Raw genomic sequence first — 10,267 nt, 5'->3', positions numbered from 1 at the left:
GAAGGGGGAAGCGGCGCAGCCGCTTGTATCTTCCATCCAGACCGTCGCGGTAGAGTTTGACGGCCGTAAAGGTAGCCAGACCGGCCCGTGCAGTTTGGTAGCCGCTGGGGTGTTCGAGCCCGTCCCTGAGTACAGAACGCACGGTCACCGCGCTGGTCTTCATTGAGCCCGAACGGTTACGCGCGCCACCATTGAGTGCGCATGTACAAGCATGGGAGTTGAAGATCATGTCTGCTTTATCAGTGACGGTAGGTATCGACGTGGCCAAGGCACACGTCGATGTCTGTGTGCTGGGCACCCACAGCGATGTCCAGCGGTTTGCCAACGATGTTGATGGCCACTGTGCGCTGGCTGCTGCCTTGCAGTCCCTGGATGTGGGCCTGGTGGTGATGGAGGCCACTGGAGGCTACGAGGCGGCTCTGGCGTGCGCACTGCAGGCCATGGGCCTGCATGTGGCGGTGGTCAATCCGCGCCATGCACGCGACTTTGCCAGGAGCATGGGCCGTCTGGCCAAGACCGATGCGGTGGATGCCCGCATGCTGGCCGAGTTGGCGGCGGTGCTGATGCGCCGCGATGACCTGGCACGCTTTCTTCGCCCTGTAGCCGATGAGCGCCAGCAGTGGCTCGCCGCCCTGGTCACGCGCAGGCGCCAGTTGCTGACCATGCTCAATTCCGAGCGCCAGCGGCTGCAGATTACGCCCAGCAAGTTGCACCCCAGCATCGAGGCCATCGTGGCAGCGATCAAGGCACAGCTCGATGATCTGCAGAGGCAGATGGTGGGCCATGTGCGCGAGCACTTCGGTGAGCTCGATGGGCTGCTGCAATCGACCAACGGCATCGGCCCGGTGGCCAGCGCAACGTTGATCGCTCAGTTGCCCGAGTTGGGCAGGCTCAACCGCCGCGAGATCGCCGCCCTGGCGGGCGTGGCGCCCGTGGCCAATGACTCGGGCAACAGGAAGGGGCGACGCAGGGTGCAGGGTGGGCGCTTTGAGATACGGCGTGTGCTGTACATGGCCACGCTGACTGCAGCGCGCTACAACCCGGTCATCCGGGCGTTCTACGAGCGTTTGAGGGCTGCGGGCAAACTGCCCAAGGTCGCCTTGGTGGCATGCATGCGCAAGCTGCTGACCACGCTCAACGCAATGGTCAGAACCGGCAAACCTTGGGATCCGTCTCTTCATCGTGCTTGACTTTGAAGACGGTTACTCAGGGGGGTGCCGTTTCACTTCAAGCGCGTTTCGGCTTTGGACTGGCAGCCCACGCAGCGCAAGGCCTGGGGCTGGGCCTGCAGCCGCGCCAGGCCCACGCCCTGGCCGCAATCGAGACATTCGCCGTAGCTGCCGTCAGCGATGCGCTCCAGCGCGGCGCGCACTGCCACCAGCTCGTCGTGGTCGCGGCTGGCCTCGGCGTCGCGCACGGTGTTGAAGAACATGTCCTCGGAATGCTCCTTGCGGTCGTCCGGGTGGGCCGCGTCGCCCCGGCTGGGCAGCAGCGAGAGATTGTCGCGCTGGGCTGCGTTCAACTCTTGCAGCAGCTGTTCCTTGCGCGCTTCAAGCTGGGCACGCAACTGTTCGCGTTGGGCATCGGTCAGGAAGGTGTTGTCGTGTGTCATGGCCACAGGATGCCAGTTACGGCGCCGCCTTCGTTGACACACATCAAGCCTGCAGGGTTTCTGGTAAAAAATGGCGCTAGCGCTTACACAGCAAGCGCTAGCAGCTCATTTTTCAATAGCACATCCTCACTGCAGGTATCCACGGTGCTGCGTCCGCCAGCCGCAGCGCGCAGCGCGAACGAGAGAAGGGGAAGGCGCCGAGGGCGACTGAGGGGGGGGTCATTCAGCCGCACGGCGCAGCGTCTCCACCACGGGGCGGCGCAGCACCTCGCGCAGCCCCCACCAGCCGGCCAGCAGGGCCAGCAGCGCACCCGCCGCGGCCCCCGCCAGCGGCACCAGGGGCGAGGCGGTCCAGTGAAAGTCGAACACGAAGCGCGCCAGCGCCCAGCCCACGGCCACGGCCACGCTGCTGGCCAGCACGCCCGCGAGCAGGCCCACGCCCGCCAGCTCGGCGCGCTGCACCTGGCGCAGCAGGCTGGCGCGCGCGCCCACGGCGCGCATGATGGCGAATTCGCGCGCACGCTCCTCGCGCGTGGCGGTGACGGCAGCAAACAGCACCACCAGCCCGGCGGCGAGGGTGAAGCCAAACAGCAGCTCCACGGCGCGCACCACCTGGTCGAGCACGCGCTGCACCTGCGCCAGCGTCTGGCTCAGATCGACGTTGGTGACGTTGGGAAACTGGCGCACCAGCGCGTTGTCGAAGCCGGCGCCTGCGCCCTCGGCGCCGGGCGCGCGGAAGGCGGCCAGGTAGGTCACGGGCAGTCCGGGCAAGACAGCATCGGGCGCCTGCACCGGGTACATGACAAAGAAATTGGCGCGCATCGAGCCCCAGTCCACCTTGCGCAGGCTGGTGATGCGCGCCTCGCTGGGCATGCCGGCGATGTCAAAGCGCAGCCGGTCACCCAGCTTCAGGCCCAGGGTCTGGGCGATGCCCTCCTCCACACTCACCGTGCCCTGCTCCCCAGGCGTCCAGCGCCCGGCCACGATCTGGTTGTGGCCCGGCGCCTCGGCAGCGTTGGAGAGGTTGAATTCGCGGTCCACCAGGCGTTTGGCGCGGTCCTCGGTGTAGTCCTGCGGGCCCACGGGGCGCTCGTTCACCGCCACCAGGCGGCCGCGGAACATGGGGTACCAGTCATAGCGCGCCACGCCCGCCGCACGCAGCGCCTGCTGGAAGTCCTGCGCCTGGTCGGGCAGGATGTTGATGACGAAGCGGTTCGGCGCATCGGCCGGGGTGGCCTGGCGCCAGCTGGCGATCAGGTCGGTGCGCAGCAGCACCAGCAGCACCAGCGCCAGCAGCCCCACGGCCAGGCTGCTGACCTGCACCACGGCATAGGCCGGGCGCGCCGCAAGCTGGCGCGTGGCCAGCACCAGCCAGCGCGGCGCCGTGGCTTCGTTGACGCTGCGGCGCAGCAGGCGTACCGCCAGCCAGGCCAGCAGCGCGAACAGCAGCACCGCTGCCGCGAAGCCGCCCACGGCGATGAGGCCGAGCTTGAGGTCGCTGCTCACCGCCAGCAGCAGCGCGGCGAAGCCTGCCACGCCAAGCGCCAGCACGGCGAGGGAGGCGGGCTTGAGCGCCCCCAGGTCGCGCCGGATCACGCGCAGCGGCGGCACGCGCGCCAGCTGCAGCACCGGCGGCAGGCCGAAGGCCAACAACAGCGTGAGCCCCAGGCCCAGCCCCAGCACAGCAGGCCACGGGCCGGGGGCCGGCAGCGCGGCCTCGATCAGCCCGGCGAGCAACTGCACAAACAGGTGGTGCACGCCAAAGCCCATGAGCACGCCCGTGGCGCTGGCGGCCAGGCCCACCAGCGTGAACTCCACCGTGTAGGCCCAGGCGATGCGGCGCTGGCTCAGGCCCAGCACACGCAGCAGCGCGGCCGCATCCAGGTGCTCGGCAGCGAAGGCGCGTGCCGCCAGGGCCACGGCGACGGCCGAGAGCAGCGCCGCCAGCAAGGCCACGAGGTTGAGGAACTTCTGCGCGCGCTCCAGCGTCTGGCGCATCTCGGGGCTACCACTGTCGAGCGACTCGACGCGCAGGCCGTGCACATCGGGCCGCTGCGCCTGCTCTTGTGCCCAGGCGCGGTAGGGCTGCACGGCGGCGTCGGGGCCGGCCACGGCAAAGCGGTAGGTCAGGCGGCTGGCGGGTTGCACCAGCCCGGTGGCGGGCAAGTCCGCCGCGTGGAGCATGACGCGCGGCGCGAAGCTCAGAAAGCCCGCGCCCCGGTCGGGCTCCAGCGTGAGGATGCGGGCGATGCGCAGCTGCGCATCGCCCAGCAGCAGCGTGTCGCCCATCGCCAGGCCCAGGGCTTCGAGCAGCGGGGCGTCGAGCCAGACCTCGCCGCGCGCCGGCGTGGCCTGCGTGGCGGCGTCGGGCGCACCGGGGGCGTCGGCCACGCGCAGGCTGCCGCGCAGCGGATAGCCGGGCGCCACGGCCTTGAGCGCCACCAGGCGGCTGGCACCGCCCTGCGCGTCGGGCGCGCGCGCCATGGTGGGAAAGCTCACCGTGGTGCTGGTGCGCAGTCCCAGCGCCTGGGCCTGCTGGGCAAAGGCGGCGGGCGTAGGCTGGTCGCTGGCCACGACCACGTCGCCGCCGAGCAGCTGCGCTGCATCGCGCACCAGGCCGCCCTGCAGCCGGTCGGCAAAGAAGCCCACCGAGGTCAAGGCGGCCACGGCCAAGGCCACGGCCCAGAACATCAGGCGCAGCCCGCCCGCGCGCAGATCGCGCAGCAAGGTGCGCCAACCCAGGGCAAGAATCGATGGATTCATAGTATTTTCGGCCTCCAGCCCTTACCCAGCAAGCGCTGGAAGCTATTGAATCAGGAGTAAACGACGTGGATGTTCACGCATTGCTCAGGCATAGCGCAGCGCCGTGGGCGGCCGACACATGGCCCACAGGTGCATGCCGGCCTCTTGCGCCAGCTGCAGCGCCAGCGCAGTGGGCGCCGAAATGGTGGCGAACGCCGGCACGCCCAGGCGCGCGCACTTGCGCACCAGTTCGTAGCTGGTGCGGCTGGTCATGATGACAAAGCCCGGCTCGCCCAGGCGGCCCGCCAGGGCCAGGCGGCCAAAGAGCTTGTCGAGCGCGTTGTGGCGACCTACGTCTTCGAGCACATCGGTCAGTTCACCCTCGGGTGTGGCCCAACCTGCGGCATGCAGCGAGCCGACCTGGACATTGAGCGTCTGGCGCGCGGCCAGCGCGCCAAAGGGGCGCAAGATGCGCGCGGCATCCAGCTGCTCGCGCCAGGCGGGCGCAGCCAGCGGCGCGGGGTGCAGGTCCAGCGCCTGCAGGCTGTCGATGCCGCACACCCCGCACCCGGTCCGCCCGGCCAGGGTGCGGCGGCGGTCCTTGAGGCGGGCGAACTGGCGCGGCGAAATCTCCATGTGCACGGCGCAGCTGGCATCGGGCGTGCCCAGCCCGTGCAGGGTCACTTCGAGGTCGCGGCACTCCTGCGGCTGCTCGACGATGCCCTCGCTCAGCGCGAAGCCCACGGCAAACGCCTCCAGATCTTGCGGTGTGGCCATCATCACGGCGTGCGAAATGCCGTTGAACACCAGCGCCACCGGCACTTCGGCAGCAACATAGCTGGCGTAGAACTGCGGCGCACCGCCGCCGCTGTGCCAGCGCTGCACGGCCACGTCGGCCAGGGGCTGCGGCGGGCAAGCGCCTGCCGCGCCCGGCGCCAGCGGGCAGGCCGGCTCGATGGGATCGCTCATGAACATCCTCGCACCTTAACAGCCACCCGAAGGCTTGCACCCCGCGGGGACAACCGCCCCGCGCCAGGGTCAGGAATCGGCCCCACATCGGGCCAGGATGCCTATGATCCGCCCCTCACGGCCCCACCGCGATGGGCAGGCGTAGCGCATCGGTGCAATCCCTGTAGGACTTTCCCGGACAAGCCTTGAATATCACACTACAACATTCCACTCCCCCACGACAGGAGGTTCCCTCATGGACATGAACCGCCGGCACTTCTTCCGCGTTAGCGGGGCAGGCCTGGTGGGCTCCAGCCTGGTGGCGATGGGCTTTTCGCCCGCCACCGCGTTGGCCGAAGTGCGCCAGTACAAATTGGCCGCCACCACCGTCACACGGCAGACCTGCACTTATTGCTCGGTCGGCTGTGGCCTGCTGATGTATTCCCTGGGCGACGGCGTGAAGAACGCCAAGCCCTCCGTCATCCACGTCGAAGGCGACCCGGACCACCCGGTGAACCGCGGCACGCTATGCCCCAAGGGCGCGGGCCTGCTGGACTTCATCAACAGCCCCAACCGCTTGTTGTACCCCGAGTACCGTGCGCCTGGCTCAAACGAGTGGAAGCGCATGTCCTGGGACGAGGCGCTCACGCGCATCGCCAAGCTGCTCAAGGACGACCGCGACGCCAACTTCCAGGCCAAGACGGAAGACGGCCTCACGGTGAACCGCTGGCTCACCACTGGCATGCTGGCCGCTTCGGCGTCGAGCAACGAAGCCGGTTACATCACCCACAAAGTGGCCCGTTCCTGGGGCCTGCTGGCGTTCGACAACCAAGCCCGTGTTTGACACGGCCCGACGGTGGCAGGTCTTGCCCCGACGTTTGGCCGTGGAGCGATGACGAACCATTGGGTCGACATCAAGAACGCGGACGTTATTTTGATCATGGGCGGCAATGCCGCCGAAGCGCACCCCTGCGGCTTCAAGTGGGTGACCGAAGCGAAGGCGCATAACAAGGCGCACTTCATGGTGGTCGATCCGCGCTTTAACCGCTCTGCCTCCGTGGCCGATTTCTATGCCCCCATCCGGTCGGGCAGCGACATTGTGTTCCTGGGCGGCATCATCAATTACCTCTTGTCCAACGACAAGATCCACCACGAGTACGTGCACAACTACACGGACTTCAGCTTCATCGTGCGCGATGACTTTGCTTTCGTGGATGGCATCTTCTCGGGCTACAACGAGGAAAAACGCACCTACGACAAGAAGAGCTGGGACTACGAGCTGGGTGAAGACGGTTACGTCTTGACCGACCCGACCCTGCAGCACCCGCGCTGCGTGTACCAGCTCATGAAGAAGCACTACGAGAGCTACACGCCCGAAAAGGTCGAGAGCGTCTGCGGCACACCGAAGGAGAAGTTCCTGCACGTGGCCGAGAAGTTCGCCTCCACGGCCGTGGCCGGGCGTGCCGCCACCATCCTCTACGCGCTGGGCTGGACGCAGCACTCCATCGGCGCGCAGATCCTGCGCTGCGCCGCCATGGTGCAGCTGCTGTGCGGCAACATCGGCGTGGCTGGCGGCGGCATGAACGCGCTGCGTGGACACTCCAACATCCAGGGCCTGACCGATCTGGGCCTGCTCTCCGCCAGCCTGCCGGGCTACCTGACGCTGCCGGGCGAGAAGGAGCAGGACTACCAGGGCTACATCGCGGCGCGCACGCAAAAACCGCTGCGCGCAGGCCAGATGAGCTACTGGCAGAACTACCCCAAGTTCCACGTCAGCCTGATGAAGTCCTGGTTCGGCGCAGCCGCTACGGCCGAGAACAACTGGGCCTACGACTACCTGCCCAAGCTGGACAAGCAGTACGACATGCTGCAGTACTTCCAGCTTATGAACGAGGGCAAGGTCAACGGCTACATCGCGCAGGGCTTCAACCCCATCGCCTCGCTGTCGAACAGCGGGCGCGTGCGCGACGGCCTGGCCAAGCTCAAGTTCCTGGTCGTCATGGATCCGCTGGCCACTGAAACCTCGGAATTCTGGAAGAACCACGGCGAGTTCAACGACATCGACGCGGCCTCCGTGCAGACCGAGGTGTTCCGCCTGCCCACGACCTGCTTCGCCGAGGAAGAAGGCGCGGTGGTGAGCTCCTCGCGCGTGTTGCAGTGGCACTGGAAGGCGGCCGAGCCCCCGGGCGAAGCGCGCACCGACGTGGCCATCATGTCTGCGCTGCACCACCGCCTGAAGGCGCTCTACGCCAAGGAAGGCGGCGCGTTTGCCGACCCGATCCTGAACCTGGACTGGAAGTACGCCCAGCCCGACCACCCGAGCTCCGAGGAAATCGCCAAGGAGTACAACGGCAAGGCGCTGGCCGACCTGCTCGACCCCAAGGATCCGACCAAGGTGCTGCGCCCCGCAGGCCAGCAGCTTTCGGGCTTTGGCGAGCTGCGCGACGACGGCACCACCGCCAGCGGCTGCTGGATCTACGCGGGCTGCTGGACACAGGCAGGCAACCAGATGGGGCGGCGCGACAACGCCGACCCGACCGGTATCGGCAACACGCTGAACTGGGCCTGGGCCTGGCCGGCGAACCGCCGCGTGCTCTACAACCGCGCCTCCTGCGACGTTCAGGGCAAGGCCTTCAACCCGCGCCGCAAGCTCATCGAGTGGAACGGCAAGGCCTGGGGCGGTGCCGACATTCCGGACATGGGCGCCACCCTGGCACCCGAGACCGGCGCCGGGCCGTTCATCATGACGCCGGAGGGTGTGGCGCGCTTCTTCGCGCGCAAGGGCATGGCTGAAGGGCCGTTCCCCACGCACTACGAGCCGTTCGACACGCCGCTGGGCTTCAACCCCATGTACCCGGACAACCCCAAGGCCACGTCCTCACCGGCGGCGCGGGTGTTCAAGAACATCTGGGACACCTTCGGCAAGGCCAGCGAGTTCCCACACGTGGGCACCACCTACCGCCTGACCGAGCACTTCCACTACTGGACCAAGCACGCGCTGGTCAATGCCATCACGCAGCCGGAGCAGTTCGTCGAAATCGGCGAGGCACTGGCCAAGGAGCTGGGCATCGTGGCAGGCGACAAGGTCAAGGTGAGCTCCAAGCGTGGCTTTATCAAGGCGGTGGCCGTGGTCACCAAGCGGATCAAGCCGATGAAGATCGAGGGCAAGACCGTGCATCACGTGGGTATTCCCATCCACTGGGGCTTCAAGGGCGTGACCAAGCCAGGCTTCCTGGCCAACACGCTGACGCCCTTTGTGGGCGACGGCAATACCAACACGCCGGAATTCAAAACCTTCCTTGTGAAGGTGGAGAAGGTCTAAGGAGGCACAGATGTCATTGCAATCCCTCGATATCAAACGCCTGTCTGCCACCACCACCCCGGCGCCCCAGGCACGCACCCCGCAGTCGGGCGACGTGGCCAAGCTGATCGATGTCTCCAAGTGCATCGGCTGCAAGGCCTGTCAAACCGCCTGCATGGAGTGGAACGACCTGCGCCAGGAACCAGGCCAGAACCACGGTGTGTACGACAACCCGAACGACCTGACCGAGAACGCGTGGACGGTGATGCGCTTCACCGAATACGACAACGAGGCCACGGGCAATCTGGAGTGGCTGATCCGCAAGGACGGCTGCATGCACTGCGAGGATCCGGGCTGCCTCAAGGCCTGCCCGTCCCCTGGTGCCATCGTGCAGTACACCAACGGCATCGTCGACTTCCACCAGGAAAAGTGCGTGGGCTGTGGCTACTGCGTCACGGGTTGCCCGTTCAACGTGCCGCGCATCTCCCATAAGGACAGCAAGGCCTACAAGTGCACGCTGTGCTCGGACCGCGTCGCCGTGGGCCAGGAGCCGGCCTGCGTCAAGACCTGCCCCACGGGCGCCATCATGTTCGGCACCAAGAAGTCCATGAAGGACCACGCCGACGAGCGCATTGCCGACCTGAAGGAGCGGGGCTTTGCCCAGGCAGGCCTGTACGACCCGGCCGGTGTGGGCGGCACGCACGTCATGTACGTGCTGCACCATGCCGACCAGCCGTCGCTGTACCAGGGCTTGCCCACCGACCCCAAGGTCAGCGCCGCCGTGCGGCTGTGGAAGGGGGTGTCCAAGCCCCTGGCCATGGCCGCGCTCGGGGTGGCCGCCCTGGGCGGGCTGTTCCACTACATCACCAAGGGCCCCAACGACGTCTCCAAGGAATTGGAAGACGAGATGGAGCGCCAGGACCGTGAGGCAGAAAAGGAGAAACAGCCATGAGACGCAACCCCCGCGACCTGCAGCGCTACAGCGCCGGTGAGCGTGCCAACCACTGGGTGGTCGGCATCTGCTTCATCTTGCTCGCGCTCTCGGGCCTGGCGTTTTTTCACCCGGCCTTCTTCCCGCTCACGCAACTGTTTGGCGGCGGCCCCTGGACGCGCATCCTGCACCCCTATATCGGGGTGGTGATGATGCTGTTCTTCATCATGATGTTCTTGCGCTTCTGGCGCCTGAACGTGATGGAGCAGCGCGACGTCGAGTGGCTGAAGAACGTCAACAAAATGATCGACGGCAACGACCACGACATGCCCGAGCAGGGCAAGTACAACGGCGGCCAGAAGGTGCTGTTCTGGGGCCTGGTGGTGGGCATGCTGGCGCTCACCGCGTCGGGCGTGGCCATGTGGCGTGCCTGGCTGCACCTGCCTGTGGACATGGTGCGCGTCGCCTCGGTGGTGCATGCCGCAGCGGCGGTGTGGATGATCGGCCTGATCATCATGCACGTGTACGCTGCCATCTGGACGCGCGGCACCATCCGCGCCATGCTCTACGGTACCGTCACGCGCGCCTGGGCCAAGCAGCACCACCGTGGCTGGTACCGCAAGATGACGGGCGATAACAGCTAGCCCCTGGAGCCACGCAGCGCTGAAAACTGATACGCTGCCTTCATTCCTGCCGCCGGTAGCGTCCCTGCCCCGGCGGCAGTTCCATTTTT

The 10,267-nt window shown here is 67.0% G+C and carries 8 protein-coding genes; 4 read left to right on the top strand and 4 right to left on the bottom strand.

The window, feature by feature from the left end:
- Window positions 1-229: hypothetical protein (locus BN2503_RS20965; protein ID WP_233495058.1), on the bottom strand; the 229-nt coding region annotated here is incomplete at its 3' end.
- Here BN2503_RS20965 and BN2503_RS11410 point away from each other — a divergent pair.
- Window positions 228-1,190, top strand: a complete 963-nt coding sequence (locus BN2503_RS11410; RefSeq protein WP_054256791.1) for an IS110 family RNA-guided transposase — start codon at window positions 228-230, stop codon at window positions 1,188-1,190. The two genes, BN2503_RS20965 and BN2503_RS11410, sit on opposite strands and share 2 nt — an antisense overlap.
- Before the next feature lie 32 nt (window positions 1,191-1,222).
- Here BN2503_RS11410 and BN2503_RS11405 read toward each other — a convergent pair whose 3' ends face one another.
- The 3 genes from BN2503_RS11405 to fdhD all read right to left on the bottom strand — a co-directional run bounded on the left by BN2503_RS11405 (window position 1,223) and on the right by fdhD (window position 5,323).
- The gene (locus BN2503_RS11405) at window positions 1,223-1,612 is read right to left on the bottom strand and encodes a TraR/DksA family transcriptional regulator (RefSeq protein WP_054256783.1); all 390 of its coding nucleotides are present in this window, start codon (window positions 1,610-1,612) and stop codon (window positions 1,223-1,225) included.
- Between the two features lie 219 nt (window positions 1,613-1,831).
- Window positions 1,832-4,375 carry an ABC transporter permease gene (locus BN2503_RS11400; RefSeq protein ID WP_054256782.1) on the bottom strand — a complete coding sequence of 848 codons (2,544 nt, stop codon included), beginning with the start codon at window positions 4,373-4,375 and terminating at the stop codon, window positions 1,832-1,834.
- A gap of 84 nt (window positions 4,376-4,459) precedes the next feature.
- Entirely contained in the window at window positions 4,460-5,323 is an 864-nt protein-coding gene (gene fdhD / locus BN2503_RS11395; protein WP_054256790.1) for a formate dehydrogenase accessory sulfurtransferase FdhD, read from the bottom strand.
- Between the two features lie 235 nt (window positions 5,324-5,558).
- Here fdhD and fdnG point away from each other — a divergent pair, with 235 nt between their 5' ends.
- From fdnG to BN2503_RS11375, 3 genes are read left to right on the top strand one after another with little or no spacing between them, the layout of a single operon-like run.
- On the top strand, window positions 5,559-8,624 hold the full coding sequence (gene fdnG, locus BN2503_RS11385) for a formate dehydrogenase-N subunit alpha (protein ID WP_082366569.1): 3,066 nt from the start codon (window positions 5,559-5,561) through the stop codon (window positions 8,622-8,624).
- Window positions 8,625-8,634: 10 nt separating this feature from the next.
- Complete coding sequence (gene fdxH / locus BN2503_RS11380; protein WP_054256779.1) at window positions 8,635-9,555, top strand: formate dehydrogenase subunit beta; 921 nt, start codon at window positions 8,635-8,637, stop codon at window positions 9,553-9,555.
- Complete coding sequence (locus BN2503_RS11375) at window positions 9,552-10,178, top strand: formate dehydrogenase subunit gamma (RefSeq protein ID WP_054256778.1); 627 nt, start codon at window positions 9,552-9,554, stop codon at window positions 10,176-10,178. Before fdxH ends, BN2503_RS11375 begins: the two co-directional genes overlap by 4 nt.
- Window positions 10,179-10,267: the final 89 nt, after the last annotated feature.

This window comes from Paenacidovorax caeni (assembly GCF_001298675.1).
Lineage (GTDB): Bacteria > Pseudomonadota > Gammaproteobacteria > Burkholderiales > Burkholderiaceae_C > Paenacidovorax > Paenacidovorax caeni.
The sequence above is the reverse complement of the archived record's forward strand: the minus strand, read 5'-3'. Positions and strand labels throughout refer to the sequence as shown.